This is a genomic window from Haloferax sp. DFSO52 (genome assembly GCF_048158745.1).
Lineage (GTDB): Archaea > Halobacteriota > Halobacteria > Halobacteriales > Haloferacaceae > Haloferax.
Window position 1 is genome coordinate 794,249 of record NZ_JBLOPB010000002.1, and the last position, 20,775, is coordinate 815,023.

21 protein-coding genes are annotated in these 20,775 nt (G+C 62.5%); 13 read left to right on the forward strand and 8 right to left on the reverse strand.

Translation table 11 applies throughout. The features are described 5' to 3' along the window. Positions 1-7: 7 nt before the first annotated feature. The 5 genes from ACK3SC_RS13540 (at position 8) to ACK3SC_RS13560 (ending at position 5,928) form a co-directional block, all read left to right on the forward strand. The gene (locus ACK3SC_RS13540; RefSeq protein ID WP_416840717.1) at positions 8-715 is read left to right on the forward strand and encodes an SDR family oxidoreductase; all 708 of its coding nucleotides are present in this window, start codon (positions 8-10) and stop codon (positions 713-715) included. A gap of 253 nt (positions 716-968) precedes the next feature. Continuing rightward, entirely contained in the window at positions 969-2,306 is a 1,338-nt protein-coding gene (locus ACK3SC_RS13545) for a sodium-dependent transporter (RefSeq protein ID WP_416840718.1), read from the forward strand. Positions 2,307-2,500: 194 nt separating this feature from the next. Then, positions 2,501-3,919: a sodium-dependent transporter gene (locus ACK3SC_RS13550; protein WP_416840719.1), complete on the forward strand. Its 1,419-nt coding sequence runs from the start codon at positions 2,501-2,503 to the stop codon at positions 3,917-3,919. A gap of 201 nt (positions 3,920-4,120) precedes the next feature. Continuing rightward, positions 4,121-5,665: an acyl-CoA carboxylase subunit beta gene (locus tag ACK3SC_RS13555; protein WP_416841226.1), complete on the forward strand. Its 1,545-nt coding sequence runs from the start codon at positions 4,121-4,123 to the stop codon at positions 5,663-5,665. Next, on the forward strand, positions 5,662-5,928 hold the full coding sequence (locus ACK3SC_RS13560) for an acc operon protein (RefSeq protein WP_416840720.1): 267 nt from the start codon (positions 5,662-5,664) through the stop codon (positions 5,926-5,928). The genes ACK3SC_RS13555 and ACK3SC_RS13560 overlap by 4 nt, the downstream gene beginning before the upstream one ends. Positions 5,929-6,061: 133 nt before the next feature. Here the strand turns inward: ACK3SC_RS13560 and ACK3SC_RS13565 are convergent, their stop codons facing one another. The 5 genes from ACK3SC_RS13565 to cofD are packed head-to-tail and all read right to left on the reverse strand — an operon-like array spanning position 6,062 to position 9,550. Further along, positions 6,062-6,250, reverse strand: a complete 189-nt coding sequence (locus ACK3SC_RS13565; RefSeq protein ID WP_416840721.1) for a 30S ribosomal protein S17e — start codon at positions 6,248-6,250, stop codon at positions 6,062-6,064. 24 nt (positions 6,251-6,274) lie between these two features. Next, positions 6,275-6,922 carry a DUF447 domain-containing protein gene (locus ACK3SC_RS13570; RefSeq protein ID WP_416840722.1) on the reverse strand — a complete coding sequence of 216 codons (648 nt, stop codon included), beginning with the start codon at positions 6,920-6,922 and terminating at the stop codon, positions 6,275-6,277. Then, a complete protein-coding gene (locus tag ACK3SC_RS13575; RefSeq protein ID WP_416840723.1) occupies positions 6,919-7,776 on the reverse strand; it encodes a triphosphoribosyl-dephospho-CoA synthase in 858 nt (285 codons plus the stop codon). The genes ACK3SC_RS13570 and ACK3SC_RS13575 overlap by 4 nt, the downstream gene beginning before the upstream one ends. Next, entirely contained in the window at positions 7,776-8,558 is a 783-nt protein-coding gene (locus ACK3SC_RS13580; protein ID WP_416840724.1) for a tRNA-dihydrouridine synthase, read from the reverse strand. The genes ACK3SC_RS13575 and ACK3SC_RS13580 overlap by 1 nt, the downstream gene beginning before the upstream one ends. Further along, the gene (gene cofD / locus ACK3SC_RS13585; protein WP_416840725.1) at positions 8,558-9,550 is read right to left on the reverse strand and encodes a 2-phospho-L-lactate transferase; all 993 of its coding nucleotides are present in this window, start codon (positions 9,548-9,550) and stop codon (positions 8,558-8,560) included. Before cofD ends, ACK3SC_RS13580 begins: the two co-directional genes overlap by 1 nt. Positions 9,551-9,662: 112 nt before the next feature. On the opposite strand from cofD, the gene ACK3SC_RS13590 reads away from it, so the two are divergent. The 7 genes from ACK3SC_RS13590 (at position 9,663) to ACK3SC_RS13620 (ending at position 15,923) form a co-directional block, all read left to right on the forward strand. Continuing rightward, entirely contained in the window at positions 9,663-10,265 is a 603-nt protein-coding gene (locus tag ACK3SC_RS13590) for a hypothetical protein (RefSeq protein ID WP_416840726.1), read from the forward strand. A 72-nt stretch (positions 10,266-10,337) separates the two neighbouring features. Continuing rightward, positions 10,338-11,510, forward strand: a complete 1,173-nt coding sequence (locus ACK3SC_RS13595) for an HD domain-containing protein (RefSeq protein ID WP_416840727.1) — start codon at positions 10,338-10,340, stop codon at positions 11,508-11,510. 271 nt (positions 11,511-11,781) lie between these two features. After that, the gene (locus tag ACK3SC_RS13600) at positions 11,782-12,180 is read left to right on the forward strand and encodes a DUF5518 domain-containing protein (protein WP_416840728.1); all 399 of its coding nucleotides are present in this window, start codon (positions 11,782-11,784) and stop codon (positions 12,178-12,180) included. Positions 12,181-12,393: 213 nt separating this feature from the next. Then, on the forward strand, positions 12,394-12,792 hold the full coding sequence (locus ACK3SC_RS13605; RefSeq protein WP_416840729.1) for a DUF5518 domain-containing protein: 399 nt from the start codon (positions 12,394-12,396) through the stop codon (positions 12,790-12,792). Positions 12,793-12,905: 113 nt separating this feature from the next. Next, positions 12,906-14,129 (forward strand): HD domain-containing protein, encoded by a 1,224-nt coding sequence (locus ACK3SC_RS13610; protein WP_416840730.1) that lies wholly within the window; start codon positions 12,906-12,908, stop codon positions 14,127-14,129. A gap of 63 nt (positions 14,130-14,192) precedes the next feature. Then, the gene (locus ACK3SC_RS13615; protein WP_416840731.1) at positions 14,193-15,206 is read left to right on the forward strand and encodes an amidohydrolase family protein; all 1,014 of its coding nucleotides are present in this window, start codon (positions 14,193-14,195) and stop codon (positions 15,204-15,206) included. Positions 15,207-15,368: 162 nt separating this feature from the next. After that, positions 15,369-15,923 carry a universal stress protein gene (locus tag ACK3SC_RS13620; RefSeq protein WP_416841227.1) on the forward strand — a complete coding sequence of 185 codons (555 nt, stop codon included), beginning with the start codon at positions 15,369-15,371 and terminating at the stop codon, positions 15,921-15,923. 3 nt (positions 15,924-15,926) lie between these two features. Here the strand turns inward: ACK3SC_RS13620 and ACK3SC_RS13625 are convergent, their stop codons facing one another. Then, positions 15,927-17,078 (reverse strand): biotin--[acetyl-CoA-carboxylase] ligase, encoded by a 1,152-nt coding sequence (locus ACK3SC_RS13625; protein ID WP_416840732.1) that lies wholly within the window; start codon positions 17,076-17,078, stop codon positions 15,927-15,929. 57 nt (positions 17,079-17,135) lie between these two features. Next, the gene (gene pccA, locus ACK3SC_RS13630) at positions 17,136-18,932 is read right to left on the reverse strand and encodes a propionyl-CoA carboxylase biotin carboxylase/biotin-carboxyl carrier subunit (RefSeq protein WP_416840733.1); all 1,797 of its coding nucleotides are present in this window, start codon (positions 18,930-18,932) and stop codon (positions 17,136-17,138) included. 198 nt (positions 18,933-19,130) lie between these two features. Here pccA and asd point away from each other — a divergent pair, with 198 nt between their 5' ends. Continuing rightward, entirely contained in the window at positions 19,131-20,165 is a 1,035-nt protein-coding gene (gene asd / locus ACK3SC_RS13635) for an aspartate-semialdehyde dehydrogenase (protein WP_416840734.1), read from the forward strand. Here the strand turns inward: asd and ACK3SC_RS13640 are convergent. Further along, positions 20,162-20,737: a GNAT family N-acetyltransferase gene (locus tag ACK3SC_RS13640; RefSeq protein WP_416840735.1), complete on the reverse strand. Its 576-nt coding sequence runs from the start codon at positions 20,735-20,737 to the stop codon at positions 20,162-20,164. The two genes, asd and ACK3SC_RS13640, sit on opposite strands and share 4 nt — an antisense overlap. Positions 20,738-20,775 lie beyond the last annotated feature (38 nt).

Below are 20,775 nucleotides of genomic sequence, written 5' to 3' on the forward strand. Positions count from 1 at the left end.
CACGGATATGGACGTGACCTACGATTTCGATGGGACAGTCGCACTCGTAACCGGTGCCAGCGGCGCGCTCGGCGGTGCAATCGCGCGAGCATTCCACGACGCGGGAGCGAACGTCGCCGCCGCGGATGTCGTCGAACCCGACGACGAAGACGGCTTTTTCGACGCGGACGGCGTCCGGTTCTACGAGGGTGACTTCACCGACGAAGCCGACGTTGCCCGCGTCGTCGACGCCATCGCTTCCGACTTCGGTCGCATCGACCACCTCGCAAACATCGCAGGAACGTGGCGTGGTGGAACACCTCTCGACGAAACCGAGGTGGGGACGTTCGACTTCCTCTTCGACGTGAACCTCAAGACGATGTTCCTCGCGTCGAAACACGCCATCCCGCACCTCAAAGAGACTGAGGGCTCCATCGTGAGTGTCTCTGCTCGCTCGTCACTCGAAGGCGGAACCGGAGACGGCATCTATCGAGCGTCGAAAGCAGGCGTTCGACTCCTCACCGAAACGATTGCGAAAGAGAACAAAGGCCTCGTGCGGGCGAACGCGGTGATGCCGAGTGTCATCGACACTGCGATGAACCGCGAGATGATGCCCGACGCTGACTTCGACAAATGGGTCAGGCCAGAAGAAATCGCCCAGACCGTTCTGTTCCTCTGTTCGGATGCCTCGTCCGCGACGAGTGGGGCCGCCGTCCCCGTCTATGGCGAGGTGTGATAGTCTCAACCGCGGGGCATAATATTACCAACCATGCCACATATTTCCACAGTTTCGCGCACGGATTTTTACACACCACGTGAGCGATTCACGAACACGACACACGTTAGAAAATAGAGGTGAAGTAGGCGAAAAATCCGGACAAACGTCCCATCATTTATCTTCGGTTAGAGAATTATGTCGAATTTCACTCCGATATGCGACTGCATACCGCGTCATTTATCACACCCACATCGGCAAGAGTGGGATAGAAATGAGTGAACGAGAAACATGGGCAACCAGGGCAGGATTCATCCTGGCTGCCGTCGGCAGTGCAGTCGGCCTCGGGAACATCTGGCAGTTCCCGTTCAAGACTGCGCAGTTCGGTGGCGCGTCGTTCCTGATCGTCTATCTGATTGCCGCACTCGGTATCGGTCTTCCGACCATCCTCGCCGAGTTCGTCATCGGGCGGAAGAGTAACCTCAACACAATCAGCGCCTTCGAGAAACTCGGCTACAAGAACTGGCGTATCGTCGGCGCACTCGGCCTCTTCACCGGGTTCTGGATTCTCTCGTACTACAGCGTCGTCGGCGGGTGGGTCCTCCGATATCTCGGTGGCAGTGTGACCGGTGCGTACTTCGGTGCACCAGCAGAGTACTTCGGCCAGATTTCCGCCGGCATGGACGCACTCGTGCTCCACGCCGTCTTCATGGCGCTCGTCATCGGCATCGTCGCCGCAGGTATCGAAGACGGCATCGAGAAGGCAACGAAACTGATGGTCCCGAGTATCGTCGTTATCCTCGGCGCACTCGCTATCTTCGCGTTCACACTCCCCGGTGCATCCGAAGGCTACGCGTACTTCCTGTCGCCTAACTTCGACGCACTCGCCTCGAACTTCGGTGAAATCGTCCCGTTCGCAGTCGGCCAGGCGTTCTTCTCGCTCTCGCTCGGGATGGGTGCGATGATTACCTACGCGTCCTACATCGACGGCGACGAGAGCCTGTTCGGTGACGGTATCACCATCGTCTTCCTGAACAGCTTCGTCGGCATCCTCGCTGGTCTCGTCGTCATCCCGCTGCTGTTCGCACAGGGTATCGACCCCAACACGAGCGGTGCGGGTGCGGTGTTCATCAGCGTCGCTGGCGCGTTCGGAAGCCTGCCTGCCGGACGCATCATCGGCGTCGTCTTCTTCGCAGTCGTCCTCATCGCGGCGCTCTCGTCGGCGATCAGCCTCCTCGAAGTCGTCGTCGCGTGGGCCATCGACAACTACGACGTGTCGCGTCCGCAGGTGGCCACCCTCCTCGGTGGAATCATCTTCCTCCTCGGCGTCCCGTCGGCACTCGACACGGCGTGGCTCGGCTGGTTCGACACGCTCGCGTACAAGTTCTTCCTGCCGGTTGGCGTCCTCGGCATCCTCGTCTTCGCGGCGTGGGTCTACGGCGCACCGGCCATCGACGAACTGATGAAGGGCAGCGGACTCGGCGAAGGAGTCGGCCTGACGTGGCTCTGGCTCGCCCGCACGCTCGTCATCGTGGCCGTCGTCGTCACGCTGGCGCTGGGCTTCCAGACCCTCTTCCTCGGCGAGAACCCGGCCATCATCCCGCCGCTCTGAGGCGACGAGTTCTCGTCGCATCGGGCAGAAACACGTTCCATTTTTGAGCAGTTACGAATCGTCAGTGGCAAGGCTTATTTTTCGGCAATTTGGTGTTGATAATTGCGCATAGATGGGGTAAAGCCGTTAAATTTCTGCGATGACGGTTTTTCAGTTCGAAAGTCATTTGAGGGGCGAACGGGGAATGAGAGCCAATGGCACGAGAAACATGGGCAACACGGCTTGGATTTATCCTCGCCGCCGTCGGAAGCGCAGTCGGCCTCGGGAACATCTGGCGATTCCCGTGGCAGACCGCAGAAAACGGTGGCAGTGCATTTCTGGTCGTCTATCTCGCAATCGTACTGCTGGTCGGAGTCCCCGGACTCCTCGGTGAGTTCGTCATCGGCCGCCGGGCGAAGAAATCACCAGTCGGCGCACTTCGTGACCTCTCCGGGTCGAAAACGTGGGGATACGTCGGTGCGTTCTCGGTTATCGCCGGCATCTCGCTGCTGTCGTTCTACAGCGTCGTCGGCGGGTGGATTCTCCGGTACCTCCTCGAAAGCGGGGCAGCTGTCGTCGGTGGGAATCCCGCCTACTTCACGAACCCCGGCCAATACTTCGGCGGTGTCTCCGCCGGCGCGGATGCCGCGCTCTACCACCTCCTGTTCCTCGGATTGACCGCCCTCATCGTGTTCGCGGGCGTCCGCAAAGGAATCGAACTGGGAACCAAACTCATGATGCCCGCGATTCTCGTGCTGCTCGTCGGCCTCGCAGCGTGGGCCGCGACCCAACCGAACGCCGCGGCCGGATACGCATTCTTCCTCCGGTTCGACCCTTCGGTCATCTCCGAGAACTTCTTCGCCATCCTCGGTCCTGCCGCCGGACAGGCCCTCTTTACGCTCTCGCTCGGTGCCGGGACGATGATTACCTACGCCTCGTACCTCGACGAAGACCGCTCACTTCCCTTCGACGGCGCGGCTATCGCTGTCCTCAACACGAGCGTCGGCGTCATCACCGGCCTCGTCGTCTTCCCCCTGCTGTTCTCACAGGGTATCAACCCAACCGAGACGGGGACCGGTCCCGGCGCACTGTTCGTCGGCCTCGCGGGTGCGTTCTCGCAACTTCCCGCCGGCACGCTCATCGCGACGGCATTCTTCGCCGTCGTGACGCTCGCGGCGCTGTCGAGTTCCATCAGCATGCTGGAGATTCCCGTCGCGTTCCTCGTCGACGAGTACGACATCTCCCGCAAGCAGGCAGTGGTCGGCATGACGACGCTCGTCGCCGTGACGGGGACTGTCTGTGCGTTCAACCCGGCTATCTTCGGATTCGTCGCGGGCACGCTCGTCAACATCCTCTTGACCGCCGGCCTCGCCGCCTTCCTGCTCTTCATCGGGTGGGTCATGGGCCGTGACGCGCTCGAGGAGTTCGCATCCGGTGCTGGGTCGGTCGGTCGCGCACTCGCAACGCCGTGGCTCTTCGGGGCCGGTGTCGTCCTCCCGTTGTTCCTCGTCTTCACGCTCCTGACACACTTCGGCGTGGACACGACCATCGGCTTCTGGCCGACTGTCCTCGTCTCTGTCGCCGCGAGCGCTGTCGCGTTCGCCGGCCTGCGTCGCCCCGGCTCGGTTATCTAACGACGCTTCGGTCTCCGATTTTTCACCTCCAGTTCTCCTCCGCAGACGCTGTCATCCAGGCTTCGTATTTTGGAGCGTCGTATTTCACTCAGGTGACAACTAATACGACAGTTGTCGAAACAAGGGTTGCCGGATTGCGGAACTCCTTTGACCCCAGACTACGCACCGAATTTCAATGAGCGACGGTGGTCTGGCATGACGATGGAGGACCGCATCGACGAACTCAACGAGAAGCGTGAACGAGCCCTGAAAGGCGGTGGCGAAGACCGAATTGCCTCCCAACACGACAAGGGGAAGATGACCGCCCGCGAGCGGATAGACTACTTCCTCGACGACGGGAGTTTCCAAGAGTTCGACCAGTTCCGAACGCACCACAACCACAAGTTCGGAATGGAAGAGAAGAAACTCCCCGGCGACGGCGTCGTCACGGGCTACGGAACGGTCGATGGGCGGACCGTCTTCGTCTTCGCCCACGACTTCACCGTCTTCGGTGGGTCACTCGGCGAAGTGTTCGCCGAGAAGGTCTGTAAGGTGATGGACAAGGCGATGGAAGTCGGCGCACCCGTCATCGGCCTGAACGACTCCGCTGGCGCACGAATCCAGGAGGGCGTCCAGTCCCTCGGCGGGTTCGGTGAAATCTTCCGCCGAAACACCGAAGCATCCGGTGTCGTCCCGCAGATTTCTGCGATTATGGGCCCCTGTGCAGGCGGTGCTGTCTACTCTCCCGCACTGACAGACTTCACGTTCATGGTTCGCGACACCAGCCACATGTTCATCACCGGCCCGGACGTCATCAAGACGGTCACCGGTGAAGAGGTCACGTTCGACGAACTCGGCGGTGCGACGACGCACACCGCCACGAGTGGTGTCGCACACTTCGCCACCGACACCGAAGAACAGGCGCTCGACGATATTCGGCATCTCCTCTCGTATCTCCCGCAGAACAACGTCGAAGACCCACCACGTGTCGACCCGTGGGACGACCCAGACCGCGTCGACGACTCGCTCGCGGAAGTCGTCCCCGACCAACCGCGAAAACCGTACGACATCCACGACGTACTCGGTGGCGTCCTCGACGAGGGGTCGTTCTTCGAGGTACAGGAAGACTTCGCGAAGAACATCGTCGTCGGATTCGGCCGACTCGACGGCCATTCGGTCGGTCTCGTCGCCAACCAACCGCGGGTGAACGCCGGAACGCTCGACATCGAGTCGTCCGAAAAAGCGGCCCGATTCATCCGCTTTTGTGACTCGTTCAACGTCCCCATCCTGACGTTCGTGGACGTTCCCGGATTCCTCCCCGGAACCGACCAGGAACACAACGGCATCATCCGCCACGGCGCGAAACTGCTCTACGCCTACTCCGAAGCGACGGTGCCGCTCATGACCGTCATCACGCGCAAAGCCTACGGCGGCGCGTACGACGTCATGGCCTCGAAACACCTCGGCGCGGACGTGAACTACGCGTGGCCGACCGCAGAAATCGCAGTGATGGGGCCACAGGGTGCGGTCAACATCCTCTACCGCGACGAACTGGAAGCGGCCGACGACCCGGACGCCCGTCGCGACGAACTCATCGAGGAGTACCGCGAAGAGTTCGCCAACCCCTACACCGCTGCAGACCGTGGCTTCGTCGACGACGTTATCGAACCCGGCGAGACGCGCAAGCGACTCATCTCGGACCTGCAGATGCTGAAGTCCAAGCGGAAGTCGCAACCAGACAAGAAACACGGTAATATTCCACTATGAGCGAGGACCTGCGCTCCGGGCTCTCGATTCCTGACGACGCCGACCCCGAGGAGGCAGCAGCCATCGCCGCCGCAGTCGGTGCGCATCTCCACGACCAACAGGTCGCCGCCGCTGCCGCAGCAGCAGACGACGAAGAGACGTGGAACGACAAGCGCTGGCAGTTCGCCGGACGACTCCGGTCTGTCACCGGGTGCGCCCGTCGCGTCCCGTCCAGTGCCCCGACGAACGCGTGGGCCGCGTCGGGTCGAACCGACCGGTTCTAACCCACGTCGTACGGTTCTGGTAGAAGATTTGACCGTTGATTCGTGTGAGAAGCACCTGCTCCGTCGCGCCAGCGCTGCCGCTCCCGCCACGGGTGGAAAAGAGGATTCGCAGAGAGAATCGTCTGCTTCGAACTTACGCGGCCTGGCTGCCTTTCTTCCGGGTGATGTAACCGGCGATACGGTTACGGACGCTCTTCGATTCCACCGTGGTCAGTTGACTGACGCTGTCCTTGTTCGTCTCGAAGTCCGTGTTGAACGCCTGCGGGTAACGCTCCAGCAGGATGTTACCAAGTTGCTTGACGTACTTGGGCTTGATTGCCATGTGCAGAATTTCCCCGGACGAACACTAAAACGATTCGTTCCGTCTTTGCGAGGCCCGCTCGCGCCACCCCGTCACCTCGTCGATTCGTTCGAACGCATCACGCTCTCTCGGTCCGCCGCATTTCTCGACTGTCGTTTCGAAGTACGCGAGTCGAGTGAGCAGTTCGTCGGTATCGAAGGCAGGAACGTCCAACCGAGAAGCGGCGACTGTCGCGTCGATGACCGCACCGAACCCTCGGTTGATGGTGAACGGCCGGGTCGCTTCGACGCCGGCGTCGACGGGAGCGAGTTCCCATCGCTCCCAGTGTGTTCCGTCGTCCTCGCCTGATTCGACCATCGTCGCGGTGACTTCGACCCACGCGTCCGCCGCGTCGAGGACCGGCGAGTCCGTCTCGTAGATGGTCATCGCCGCTTCCACGAACGCCCGCGGGTCGGAGACGAACTGGACGACACCGCCACCCTGCCGGTGGAAGTTTCGACGAGTGCGAGTGTTCCCCCACGTCGTCGCAGTTACCGGGTCGTCGGGGGCGTCGGGCGCGTGAAGCCCCAGCGCCGCCTGATTCCACCGGTCGTTCGGGCCGAGCGTCGCGACCACCGATTCGGTGACGCCGCGAAGTTCGACTGGCCACTCGATGGTCGGTGGAGAGTCATCACCATTCGGAGTAACCGTCACAGCGGCACCCCCCGTTCGAGTGCCACGAACGCCGCCGCACAGACGATATCGGCAGTCGTTCCGGGGTTGATGCCGTCGGCGACGAACGACTCGGCGAGTTCTTCGGCCTCGTCCAACGTCGAGACGGCCGCCGCGCGGTCCATCACGTCGCGGGCGACGGTCTCGCCGTGATTCGTCACGACGAGTGTATCCGGTTCTTCCGTGAGCAGGTCGATAAACGCCCGCGCGACGCGGTCAGTGACTGGGCCATCGTCCTCGAGAATCGCAGCAGCCGCGCGGAAGGTTCGCTCGAATCCACCTGTCCACTCGCGGGCGTTCGCGTCTCGGTCTGCACTGAGGACCATAATATCGAAGAGCGTGAGCGACTGCTCTCTCAGCGCTGGTTCTGCTCTCGCACCTCTGCGAACGTCGAGGTCAGGTGCGTCTTCGGGTGGGTCGCCCACGGCGACATCGACGTACTCGAACGCTCGATAGAACGATACCGCGTCGTCGACGGTGGTCGACCGAACGACGTCGGTCACACCCTCGGGAGAGAGGTCCCCAGCGGCCGACGCCCGGACGAGCGGAACCAGCAGGAGGAGGCATCCGAACTGCGTGTTGCCACCGCCTTGCTTACTCATCCCTTCGACAGCGGTCTCGAACGCTGTTCCGACTGTCGCGCCTTCCTCGGCGAGTCGAAGTCCCGGTCCAGACCCGACAGCGCCTGTCAGGAAGTGTTCGAAGTGGAGATCCGAAAGGTCGCGTCGGCGGTCCACGTTGCCGGGTTTGGGCGTTCCGGCGACTTCGAGGAGCAAGGCGAGTTCGGCGTGTCGCGCGGGTCCGAATCCGCGGTCCGAAACCGGTCCAGTGACCATCAGGGCGACACCCCCCGTTCGCTCTCGGACAGCGGTTCCGTCTCGTCTCCATCGAACCACTCGTCAACGGCGTCTCTGACCCGGCGAAGCACAACGGGGTCGTCGCTCGGGCGGCCGACACTGACCGCGTCTGCGCCGTACTGGAGATACTCGTGTGCAGTCTCCCGGTCGCGAACACCGTTGTTAGCGACGACGAACAAATCCGGGGCGGCAGCGACGATGTCGGCAATCACGGATTCGGAGTCCATCGCATCCACGTGGAGCCACGACGCTCCAGCATCTCCGAGTTTCGGGGTGAGTTCGGGGAGCGAGACGCCGTCGACTTCGGCGCGTACTTTCACGCCGACTGGTGCACCGAATTCGGCCGCCGCAGCGACGTATTCGACGAGACGGTCGGTGTCGCGGAGGAGCGTCTCGCCACACCCGACGGCACACAGTTCGTCCTGTCGGCAGTGCGCGTTCACCTCGACGCCTGCACCGTGGTCTGCACAGAGTGCGGCCACGCCGCGAATCGGGTCCGCAGTGGTCGCGCGGACGTTGACGGCCGCGAAGATGTCTGTGTCCGCGAGTGCGTCGAGCTGTGTCTCCACGAAGGCCAGTGGGTCGTCGGTGAGGAACTCCGAGCGGCCACGGGCCACGAGGGCGCGTGCGGCGTCTTGTGCGGGTTGGTCGAGCGCGACGCCGCCGAGGAACGCTGCCCCGACGTGTGGAGCAGCTGTGCGGGCCCACGCTGCGTCGGACTCGCCGCTGAGACTTGCGACGGCCACGCGCGGGTCGAACATCACGACACCTCCGCGAACGCCGATTCGACCGCACGTGCGACTCGTTCGGCGTCTTCGGGCCCGTCGATGCGGGTGTCTGTGCGGACGACGGGTCGGTCGAGGTCGGTTCCATCGGCGTCGTCGAGGACGAACGCGTCCGCGAAGGGATAGGCGTCGGCGACACCCGCCGTCGATGGGTCGTAGCCCACACCAGCCATGAGGTCCGCAGCAGGGCCGGAGAACACAGTGTCCTCGACGAACGGCGAGACGGCGACGACTGGTGTCGATTCGAGCGCTGTTTCGAACTCGTCGAGAGCGAGCATCGGGCCGATACTCGTCACGGGGTTCGACGGCCCGACGACGACGGGGTCGGTGAGGGCGTCTGCGACGGCGTCGGTGATGCGTGCGTCGTCTGCGCCGCGGAACTCGACATCGAGGACCGTGGGTTCGGCGCGGCGGTGGACCCAGTATTCTTGAAAGTGCATCGTCCCCTCGTCGGTGTGGACGAGCGTCGCCACGGGGTCGTCGCTCATCGGGAGGAGCGAGATGTCGAGTCCGAACGCCTCGGCGAGTGTTCGGGTGACTTCGGTGAGCGACTGTCCTTCGTCGAGAAGCGAGGTTCGGGTGATGTGGACCGCTCTGTCGCGGTCACCAATCTCCATGAACTCCGCGATGCCGGAGAAGCGTCGCCAGCGGGCGATGTCGCGGCCTGTCGTCTGGGTCTCGTCCGAGAGATACCGCGGCCCGGCGTCGAGGCCCGCGGCGGCTGCGAGTCGGCGGAGTTCGTCGTCGGTTTCGGTGGTGTCGTCCGCGATACCCCACCACCGGTCAGTGTCGAGGACGCCGCCCTCAGAAAAGAGAACCGTATCCACGTCCGGGCAGACGAGATGCCCGCCGAGTTCGACGTCGTCGCCCGTGTTCGCGACGACTGTCGTCTCGGCCGGGTCGAACACCTCGGCAGCGCCAGCGAGGAGTTTGGGGGTGCCCGTGCCCCCGGCGAGGAACGTTGTCATGCTCGGCCGTAGGACGAGTGTCGGTTTGAAAGTTCCCTCCTCGGGAGTCGCGCGAGAGACGGGACAACACGAATCACAGAACGATTATCGTTTCAGACGGGCGATATGAATTGTGTCACAGTCTTCGCCCTCCCCTCGCGTTCTCGTCCTCGTCGCTGTCGTCGTTCTGGCGGCCATCGGCAGCGGATTCCTCCTCGCCGATTTCGAAGCGGCAACCTTCGAGACGAAAGCGAGTTCGACGACGACCGCCGCCGGGTCGAATCTCGATTCGCTCCCACCGGTCTCCAACGGATACCTCGTCGTCGACGCGCCGGACGCCATCCGCGACGACCTGACCGACGAGCTCGTCGCCGCCTTCGAGCAGAAAGGACTGGACCTCGAACCCATCGACGCCCGCGACTCGTACGACCGTCCAGTCGTCGTCGTGGTCGTCGACGAGTGGAACCCACGGTGGACCCCCGTCCTCTCGTCTGGAAGCGTGTCGTGGCGTGTCGTCTTCGACGCCGGTGGTCACGCCGAACACGTCGACGCCGCGCTCGCGGACGAACCACTGGAGTACTCCTCGGAAATGGGGGCAGACCTCACCGTCACGGCCGACATCGACATCGACCTCGGCGCTCGGGGGGTCATCTCTCGACCGGCGTACTACGGCCACCTCGTGAGCGCGGTCGCCGACGCCAGCGCGACGCAGACGATGGCGCAGATAGACGGCTAGCGATCCGGTATCTCCTGCCGAAGACGCCGAGAGACAGTGTGGATATTTGATGGCGGGCGCACAGGTCTCTGTATGACCGCGGTCAAAGACAGCGTCCACGACTACATCTCGCTCGACCCAGTGGCCGCCGACCTCGTCGATACACCCGAGTTCCAACGACTTCGGCACATCAAGCAGCTCTCGACGGTGCGTCTCGTCTACCCGTCTGCGAGTCACACCCGGTTCGAACACAGTCTCGGTGTCTACCACCTCGCCTCACAGGCAGTGTCACATCTCGACATCGACGGTGACCGTGCCGACCACGTCCGTGCTGCCGCGCTGCTCCACGATATCGGACACGGCCCCTACGGCCACCAGACGGAAGACCTGATTCGTCGTCGGACCGGCCGTGACCACGACGAAATCGAGCACTTGCTCGACGGAACTCGCGTCGGTGAGATTCTCGAAGCACACGGACTGTCGCCCGCCCGTGTGGCCGCCATCGTCGATGGCGAGGGGCCTGTCGGCCAGTTGGTCTCGGGCGAACTCGACGTGGACCGGATGGACTACCTCGTTCGCGACGCCCACCACACGGGCGTCCCCTACGGCACCATCGACCACGGCCGACTCGTCAGAGAACTTCGCTACCGAGACGGTGAACTCGTCCTCGCAGAAGGGAACGTCCAGACGGCGGAGTCGTTGTTGCTGGCGCGGGCGCTGATGAACGGGACCGTCTACCGACACCACGTCTCGCGTATCGCGGGTGCGATGCTCGAACGTGCGTCCGAACGACTCCTCGAAGACGGCCTGCCAATCGAGACGTTCGTCAGGATGGCAGACCACGACTTGCTCGTCGCACTCGGTGACCGCGTTCCCGAACTTGGTCGGCGTATCGAGAGTCGAAATCTGTACAAGCGCGCAGTCTGGGCCGCTCTCGATGCCGTCCCTGCAGACGTCGTCGAATTCGATTTCGCAGCATCGCGCGCGGCAGAACGCGAAATTGCCGACGTGGCAGGAGTCGCCCCGGCGTCGGTCATCGTCGATGCACCGCCGCGACCACAGATCAAAGAGTCTCGCTCGCGAGTCGTCGTCAACGGTGTCGTTCGACGCCTCGAAGACGCCTCCGAACTCGTTGGGGCACTCCGCGCCGCCGAACGCTCACAGTGGCGACTCGGGGTGTACGCACCGGAATCGATTCGCGACGACGTCGCTGCCGCCGCAGTCGACGTTCTCGACGTTCCGATACGTGGAACGACGCCGACGTGAGAGTCTGGACCCGAACGACACCCCAGAACTACAGGTTCCTCCGAACCCAACGTGACGCCGGACACGACGCAGAGTGATAGCCATCGGTGTGAGTGCGCACGTCACCGGAAGACCAACCAGCACAGATTTCCACGTTTCTCAGATTGTCTGGTGAAATTGTTGCTTAATCAGCTCTCTGCCGACCAGAACCTCTGAAAAGATAGACTCTTCTTCGGAATCTTCTTGAAAAATGTCTAAGGTGTTTATTTCGTGAGAGAGCCATCTGAGCACTATGGCAATCAACTGGCGTGCTGTCCTGTACGGCTTCGGAACCAGCCTCGTCCTCGGAATCCTCAGTGGTATCGCAATCCCCTTTACAGACCTGTCGCTCCCGATCGTCGGAGCGGGACTCACCGGCCTCATTGCGGGTGGTGTCGCCGGATACTACAACAACCGCTCGGTGATGAGTGACGCCACTCACGGTGCACTCGGCGTCGTCATCGGCGCACTCATCGTCGGCCTCCTCGTGACGCTCATCACGACGCTCGTCGCAGGCATCTTCGGGCTCGGACTCGGACTCGGACTCCTGGTCCTCATACTCGTCGCTGGCATCCCCGGTGCAGTCGGCGGTGTCATCGGCGGCTACCTCCACCAGGGCCGCGAAGAGACGATGGGTCGCCCAGCTGCCTGAGCGAGCCAAGGGCATCACATTCACCTCCGTTTTCTAGGCCACTGAGCGAATCCAAGACCTACTAGAATAGACAGTTTTGTTCAGTGTTCGCTCGAATTTTTCGTTCAACCGACGTTACGAACGCTCTGATGTTCAGAAATCTCATCCACAAATCCAGCACCTTCATGATATCTGTCTGAGGTTTTTATCCTAATTCACGTTGATATCTGTGGCATGGCAATCAACTGGCGCGCCGTGCTGTACGGCTTTGGTACACAAATCGTCCTCGGGTTGCTCAGCGGGTTCGTCATCCCGTTCACAGGCCTCGCCCTTCCACTCATCGGGTCGGGATTAGCCGGACTCATTGCGGGTGGTGTCGCCGGGTATTACAACAACCGAAGTACGACGAGCGACGCCACACATGGTGCGCTCGCAACGGTCATCGGTGCACTCGTCGTCGGAATTATCCTGACGGTACTGGGTACGCTCGTCGCGGGTATCTTCGGCCTCGGTGCAGGCCTCGGTCTCATCGCGCTCATCTTCGTCGCTGGCATCCCCGGTGCCGTCGGTGGTATCGTCGGTGGCTACATCCACCGCGGCCGCGAAGACGCCATGGGCAGCCCGGCTGCCTGAGACCACAGTCACCCTTCGTCCCCGTTTTTCCGTCAGTGTAAATCAGCGGAGAGAGCGTTTTTCCTCCCGATTCAGCCCATCCTTTTTACCCGATGACGGCCGAATGACCCACCATGACGACCATCAAGGACAGCGTCCACGACCACATCGAGGTCGAAGGCGCGGCCGAAGCCCTCCTCGATACGCCGGAGATGCAACGACTCCGGCGTATCAAGCAGCTGGGGACGGTCCAACTCGTCTATCCATCTGCGAACCACACCCGGTTCGAACACAGTCTTGGTGTCTATCACCTCGCCTCGCGGGCGCTCTCACACCTCGGTATCGAAGGTGACGCTGCCTCACACATCGAAGCGGCGGCCCTCCTCCACGACGTTGGCCACGGTCCGTACAGCCACAATATCGAGGACGTGACGCACCGACACACCGGGAAGTACCACGACGACGTGAACGAACTCGTCACGAGCGGAACCATCGGCGAGACGCTCGAAGCACACGGTCTAGACCCCGACCGCGTCGCTGCCCTCATCGCCGGCAACGGGCAGTACGGCCAACTCGTCTCGGGTGAACTCGACGTAGACCGGATGGACTACCTCGTTCGCGACGCCCACCACACGGGCGTCCCCTACGGTACTATCGACAACGAGCGCCTGATTCGCGAACTCGCGTTCGTCGATGGCGAACTCGTCCTCGCAGAAGGGAACGTCCAGACGGCGGAGTCGTTGTTGCTGGCGCGGGCGCTGATGAATCCGACCGTCTACCAACACCACGTCGCGCGCATCTCGAAAGCGATGCTCCGACGGGCGTCTGAAGGACTCCTCGCCGAACCGGATATCGATGCCCACGAACTCCGGCGAATGGACGACTACGACCTGCTGGTCGCACTCAGACTCACCCCCTCGACGAGCGAGTTCGCCGAGCGCCTCGCCACTCGAAATCTGTACAAACGTGCTGTCTGGGCCGAAATTCCGGACGTTCCCGACTCGGTCATCGACGCCGACCACGAGACGATTGCCGACTTCGAGCGGGAAATTGCCGACGTCGCCGACGTTTCGCGGGAGTCGGTCATCCTCGACGTCCCACCGCGTCCGTCGATGACCGAGTCGTCGTCGCGGGTGATGGTCAACGGCGAGATTCGGCAGTTAGAACGCGAATCACCGCTGGTGCAAGCGCTTCGGACGGCACAAGAACAGCAGTGGCGTCTCGGCGTCTACGCACCGGACGGGGAGACTGACCGCGTCGGACGCGCTGCCGCCGACACCCTCGGACTCGACATCGACGGCGCACTCGTCTCAGCGGTTCGACGCAACCTCAACGCCACGCTCGACGAGTTCGAGTAAGGTGGTCTCTTCCCTCGTTCCGAGACGAGAGGTTCAAGCCGCGCGCGACACGATTCGAGAGCAATGCAACTCGAGGGAACCGTACTTCGTGGGCGCGAGTTCGAACCGGTCGAGGGGCGCGTCGTCGTCGAAGATGGAACGATAACGGCCATCGAGGAGACCGACACCGATTCGACGGATATCATCATCCCGGCGTTCGTCAACGCACACACCCATCTCGGTGACTCTATCGCCAAAGAAGCGGGCGGTGGTCTGTCGCTCGACGAACTTGTCGCACCGCCAGACGGCCTGAAACACCGACTCCTCCGAGCGGCGAGCACCGAGGAGAAGGTGGCCGCGATGGCCCGCTCACTGCGCATGATGGAACACGGCGGAACCGCCGCCTGCATCGAGTTCCGCGAAGGCGGTGTCGAGGGCGTCGATATCATTCGACAGGCACTCGACGGACGCGATATCGACGCAGTCGTCCTCGGCCGTGAGACAGCCGACGCGATGGAGATCGCCGACGGATTCGGTGCCTCCGGGGCTCGCGACGCCGAGTTCGGAGCGCTCCGAACCGCCACAGAGGCGGCCGGCAAACTGTTCGGAATCCACGCTGGCGAGCGAGACGCACTCGACATCAACCCCGCGTTGGACCTCGACCCGGACTTCCTCGTCCACATGGTTCACCCCGAACCGCTCCACCTCGAACGCGTCGAAGACAGCGAGATTCCAATCGTGGTCTGTCCGCGGTCGAATCTCGTCACGGGCGTGGGCGTCCCACCGATTCGAGAACTCTCCGAACGCACGACTGTCGCACTCGGGACTGACAACGTGATGCTGAACAGTCCCTCGATGTTCCGCGAGATGGAATTCACTGCGAAACTCACGGACGTACCCGCCGCCGAAGTGCTCCGGATGGCGACCATCAACGGCGCGGACATCGCCGGGCTGAACTACGGACTCGTCGAGGAGGGCCGAGACGCGAAGTTGCTCGTCCTCGACGGCGACTCGGACAACCTCGCTGGCGTCCAAGACGTGGTTCGGGCCGTCGTCCGCCGTGCTGGACTCGCCGACGTAACAGACGTCTATCTCTGAGTCGTCGCTCTTTTGAGCGTCACCCTTCTGAGTCGTTGCGGCCCTCGTTGCTGCTTTGTTGCCGCTTTGTCCCCCCTTCGTCGCCTGTTCGTCGCTATTCTCGACGTATTCTGTCCGTCGCAAAGTGTTATTACCTGCTGTGGTAATATGTCACTAAGTGTCATGGTGTTGTACGACCGAATTATCGTTCCAATCGACGGGTCTGCGGGGTCGAGTCGCGTCGCGATTCACGCCGCCAAACTCGCCAACGTTCACGGTGCAGAACTGCACGGCGTGTACGTCGTAAACGCCGGGAGTTTCGCTGGACTCCCGATGGAGTCGTCGTGGGAGGGACTCGACGACCTGTTGCGTTCGGACGCCAAAGCAGCACTCGAACTCGTCGAGCGGGCGGCCGAACGCGAGGGTGTCCCGGTCGAAACCCACATCCTGGAAGGCAGTCCAAGCCGTGAAATCGTCGAATTCGCCGAACGCGGCGAGTGTGACCTCATCGTCATGGGGACACACGGACGGGGCGGCATCGACCGTCTGCTCCTCGGGTCGGTTGCAGAGAAAGTCGTCCGCGCGTCTTCGGTTCCGGTATTGACCGTTCGTATCGAAGGCGGGGACGAGGAGTCTGCGGACCTCGGTGCCGAGACGACTGGCGACGCCGCTGCAGAGTCACACGTCGAGACCGAAACGACGGCCGACCCGACTGCCGCGGCCGATGGCGAAGAATAGCAGTTAGTCGTTCTCAGGCACCGGACGAAGATGTTCGCAGTCTCCGGCGTGGACCCGCGTATCTCCCTCGTCGGTTCGGACGACGAGCGTCCCGGGATGTTCGACATCGACAGCGACGCCTTCGACGACGCCACCGGCGGTGTGGACACGGACTCGTCTGCCGAGCGTGTCTGCTCGCTCGCGCCACGCCGGGAGGACGCCGTCGAGGGCTGTTCGGTGTTCGTCGAACAGTTCGAGCACTCGCTGAACGAAGAGACGGCGTTCTACTTCGTTCGCTTCGGCGGCCACGCTGGTCGCGCCCTCGGGGAGCGTCTCAGGGTCGACGTTGACGTTGATGCCGGCCCCGATAATCATCCACGACACCCGGTCTGCTTCGCCTTCCATCTCGGTGAGGATGCCGCAGAGTTTGCGGTAGTTGTGGTTCGTGGGGTGACTGGCTGGGGGTGTTCCCCCGCTCGCTTTGCTCGCGGGGACGCCGTCTGCGTTCGCAGACGTGCCTCCACTCATGTCATTCGTGGAGACTCCGTCAGGCTCTGATGAGCCTGACGTGCCATCGTTCACTTCGCTCACGATGACTCCGTCGGACGCTGACGCGCCCGACGAGCGATTGCTCGCAGCACGCTCGCGCGTGCTGCTCACAATCACATCATTCGGCCACTTGATACTCGCATCCACACCCGCTTCACGCGCCGCATCACACACCGCGATGGCCATCGCCAGCGTGTACAACGCCGCGAACGCCGGTGGTTCGTCGGGGCGGATGAGGACGCTCATCGAGACGGTTCCGTCCGGTGCGGCCCACTCGCGCCCTTTCCGGCCTCTGCTGGCAGTCTGTTCGCGAGCGACGACGACGACGTCGCTCGCTCCGTCGGCAGCGAGTTCGCGTGCCCGGTCGTTGGTAGAGCCAAGCGTCTCGTGGAACTCCACGTCGTAGTCGGCATCGAGTCCGAATTCGATTGCCGGGCCGCCGTACTCGGGCACGTCCACCACGACGTAGCCCTCGTCGGTGCTCTCGATGCCGAAGCCATCGTCGCGAAGTGACTCGACGTGTTTCCAGACTGCGGCGCGAGAGATGCCGAGTCGCTCCGCGAGTTCGGGGCCGGAGACGGGGCCCTCGGCAAGTGCGGCGAGGAGGGCACGTCGCGTGTCGCTCATAGAGAGTGGTTCTTCAGGCCGGGAAAAGAGGTTCGCGGTTCTCGGTCGGTCGCGACCTTATTCGATGACGATGAGCACGTCGCCCATATCGACACTGTCGCCTTCTGCGACGAGGACTTGCGTGACGGTGCCGCCGCGTTCGGTGACCACGTCGTTTTCCATCTTCATCGCTTCGAGGACGCAGACGGTGTCGCCGGGTTCGACGTCGTCGCCTTCGTCGACGCCGACAGAGAGGATGGTCCCTTGCATCTCGGCGGTGACGGACTCGCCATCGCCTTCGATAACCTGCTGTCCGTCGTCGCCACCGTCGTCACGGCGCGTGCGCGGACCTGATGGTTTGGACGCCGCCGAAGCACCACCGACCGGGATGGCCGGGACGCCGCGTTCTTCGAGACTGACCTCGAAACGCTTGCCGTTGACTTCGACAGAGAAGGTTCGCTCGGTGACTTCTTCGTCGTCGTCGTTGCTCGTGACTGCCTCGGGTGCCCAGCGCTCGACTGCTGCCTCGATTCGGCTTCGGTCGACTACGTCGTCGAGATATTTCGTCGTGTGCGTGCCGTCACGGAACGCTTCGTCGGTGAGCATCAGGCGGTGGAACGGGATGACCGTCCGAATCCCTTCGATGTCGAACTCGGCGAGTGCGCGTTCGGCGCGGGCAAGCACTTCCGTGCGGTCCGACCCGGTGACGATGAGTTTCGCAATCATCGAGTCGTAATCGCCGCCGATTTCGTCACCCTGACGGACGGCGTCGTCCATGCGGACGCCGATGCCGCCCGGTGGGTCGTAGGTCGTGAGTTTGCCCGTCGCGGGGGCGAAGTTCTTCTCCGGGGCTTCTGCGTTGATACGGAACTCCATCGAGTGACCGTCGATTTCGACGTCGTCTTGCGAGAAGTCGAGTTCTTCGCCGGCGGCGACGCGAATCTGCCACTTCACGACGTCGAGGCCCGTCACTTCCTCCGTGACGGTGTGTTCGACCTGAATCCGCGTGTTGACTTCCATGAAGTAGAACTCGCCGTCTTCGACGAGGAACTCCACCGTCCCGGCGTTGGTGTAGTTGGCAGCGCGGACACCGCGCCGTGCCGCCTCGCCGATCTGTGCGCGCAGGTCGTCGTCGAGTGCCGGCGACGGTGCTTCCTCGATGACTTTCTGGTGACGGCGCTGGAGCGAACAGTCGCGTTCACCGAGATGGCGGACGTTGCCGTGTTCGTCGGCCAGAATCTGCACCTCGATGTGACGGGGGGCTTCGAGATACTTTTCGACGTAGACGGATGCGTTGTCGAAGTACGCTTCACCCTCGCGCTGGGCCGTCTCGAACTGGTCTTCCACCTCTTCTTCGGAGTGGACGACTTTCAGACCGCGGCCACCACCGCCACCTTCGGCCTTGATGGCGACCGGGTAGCCGTAGTCGTCTGCGACCGCCTTCACGTCCTCGGCAGATTCGGCGGGTTCGGTCGTTCCGGGAACGACCGGCACGTCGGCGTCCTGCATGAGGGCGCGGGCTTTCGTCTTCTCCCCGAGTCGTTCCATCGCGTCCGCCGAGGGGCCAATCCACTTGAACTCGGACTCTTCGACCTTGCGGGCGAACGTGGCGTTCTCCGCGAGGAAGCCGTATCCGGGGTGGATGGCGTCGGCACCGGCTTTACGTGCCGCTTCGATGACCGACTCGTGGTCGAGATAGGAGTCGGCCGCACGGGCGGGACCGATGTTGTACGCTTCGTCGGCGTAGCGCACGTGGCCGCCGTGTTTGTCGGCCTCGCTGTAGACGGCGACGGTTCGGACTCCTAACTCCTCGCATGCACGCATGACACGTACTGCGATCTCGCCTCTGTTGGCGACGAGAACCTTGCTAAACATTTGCGGTAGACTTTCTGGGAGTTGCACCTTATTCTATCGGTTTTTACCAACGTGTGTCGGTGTCCCGTTCGACGATTGACGATTTGTGTGTTCGACCGTGATAGACGCGCTGACGCCCCCGTTCGTGGCAATTATTGGGAACGAATATCGGCCCAAATCCAAACGGCCTTATGCGTGTGACACACTACGACACGGATAATGGCAGTACGAGTCGGAATCCTCGGCGCAACCGGTGCAGTAGGACAGCGATTTATCCAACTTCTCGAAGACCACCCCACGTTCGAACTCGCGGCCCTGACCGCGAGTGAGTCGAGTGCGGGCAAGCGATACGACGACGCGGCAAAGTGGCGCGTCAATACGCCCATCCCGGACGACGTCGCATCGATGGAAGTCGGCCGAACGGACCCCGCGGACGTCCCCGACGATATCGACCTTCTCTTCTCTTCGCTCCCCTCTTCTGTCGCCGCAGACGTCGAACCCAAGTTCCTCGAAGAAGGCTACGTCGTCTCGTCGAACTCCTCGAACGACCGGATGGCACCCGACGTGCCGCTGACGATTCCGGAGATCAACCCCGACCACCTCGACCTCATCGAAGTCCAGCGCGACGAACGCGGCTGGGACGGCGCGCTCGTGAAGAACCCGAACTGTTCGACCATCACGATGGTTCCGACGCTCGCCGCTCTCGACCAGTTCGGTCTCGACCGAGTTCACGTGACGACCCTGCAGGCCGTCTCGGGCGCTGGCTACGACGGCGTCACCTCGATGGAGATTATCGACAACGCCATCCCGCACATCGGCGGCGAAGAAGAGAAGATGGAGACCGAGTCGCGCAAACTGCTCGGCTCGTTCGACGGCGCGGAACTCAGTCTCCACGACGCCGAAGTCAACGCCTCGTGTAACCGCATTCCGACGCTCGACGGCCACCTAGAGAGCGTCTTCGCGGACCTCGAAGACGACGCCTCGCCCGACGACGTCGCGACCGCGATGCGTGAGTTCCCCGGTGTGGACCTCCCGAGCGCCCCCGAGCAACTCATCCACGTCTTCGACGACAACTACCGACCGCAACCACGCCTCGACCGTGACCGTGGCGACGGCATGCAGATCTCCGCCGGTGCGATTCAGGAGACGCCCAACGGTGTGAAGTACAACTGCCTCGCCCACAACACGATTCGCGGCGCTGCTGGTGCCTCGGTCCTCAACGGCGAACTGCTCGTCCAAGAAGGCTGGATTTAACGAAACAACTTCTTCTCGGCTTCTGAGCGTTCGATTTCGTCAGACGCTGCTCGCCACTCGTCGGCCAGCAGGCCGTATCTCAGTACGTCCACGTGTTCGCCATCGACGAACCCCTCCTCGCGGAGCACGCCCTCTCTCGTGAACCCGACTTTCTCGAGGACGCGAACCGAGGGCTGGTTCGTCTCGTACGCCTTGGCGTAGACTTTGTTCATCCGGCGCTCGTCGAACGCGTATCCGCAGATGGCTCGGACTGCATCAGTCGCGTAGCCCTCTCCCCAGTGCGTCGGCGCGACGATATATCCGACTTCGACTGCGCCCGTGATGGTGTCCGGCGGTTTGAGACCGATGGTACCGACTGGATTGCCGTCGTAACAGATGAGGAAGTTGATGTCGTCACCGTCGCCACGAGACTCGACCCACTGCTGTTCGGTCGTCCTCGTGACCGGGTCGACAGCGGCGATTCCCTGTCGGACTTCCGGAGCGTTGACCAGCTCGTGAAGAAAGTCGATATCCTCTGTCTCGATGGTGTGGAGTTCGATATTCTCACCTTGGATGAACACTGCCCCGGGCATGGCTAGAATCTCTTCTCGAACTGACTTGTAGTTCTACG